The 818-nt window shown below is 52.2% G+C and carries 1 protein-coding gene; it reads left to right on the top strand.

Annotated features, from left to right (window positions below):
- A partial coding sequence (locus ACTHTQ_RS11225) for an IS3 family transposase (protein ID WP_440363963.1) occupies positions 1-779 on the top strand: 779 nt, incomplete at its 5' end.
- Positions 780-818 lie beyond the last annotated feature (39 nt).

Raw genomic sequence — 818 nt, 5'->3', positions numbered from 1 at the left:
ACCTGCTGCACATCGCAAACCTGCCCAAAAGCAGCTTTTACTACCACCATCAAGACCGGCCCGACCCCGATGCAGCCGACAAAGCCCTTATCGCCGAAATCTACGAACGGCATAAAGGACGCTACGGACAAAGGCGCATTGCCGCAGCATTGGGTTGGAACCGCAAAAAAGCAGCTCGGTTGATGAAACAGATGGGGCTGAAAGCCCTCATACGGGCGAAAAAAGCCTACCGCCATCCCGCCATGGGCGAAATATCGGAACACCTCCTCAAACGCCGGTTCAAAGCCCGAAAGCCCAACGAAAAATGGCTGACCGACGTGACCGAACTCAAAGGGAGCGACGGCAAACTGTACCTCTCGCCAATCTTGGACTTGTTCAACCGAGAAATCGTCGCCTACGCCATGAGCCGCAGAGCCGACGGCGAAATGGTGAAGGAAATGCTCGAAAAAGCCGCACCCCGTCTGACTGCTAAAGGAACGATGCTTCATTCGGACCAGGGTGTGCTGTACCGTACGGCGGGATATAGGGAATTGCTGGCGGAGCATTCCATGGTTCAAAGCATGTCGCGTAAGGCGAATTGTTGGGACAATGCACCGATGGAGAGTTTCTTTGCGGTGTTGAAGACGGAGTGTTTCTATAACGCAGGTGAATTGACGGTGGATGAATTGATGAAGCAGATAGATGACTATATGGATTACTACAACCGGGAGCGTTGCAGTTTGAAATTGAAAAAGCTGAGTCCTGTCGCATATAGAACCCAGCTTACACAGAGCGCCTGAATAGGCTTTTATGAGTGTCCAAGATTTGGGGGCCAGTTC

It is taken from the genome of Neisseria sp. P0020.S003, assembly GCF_051957095.1.
Classification (GTDB): Bacteria; Pseudomonadota; Gammaproteobacteria; order Burkholderiales; family Neisseriaceae; genus Neisseria; species Neisseria subflava.
The sequence above is the reverse complement of the archived record's forward strand: the minus strand, read 5'-3'. Positions and strand labels throughout refer to the sequence as shown.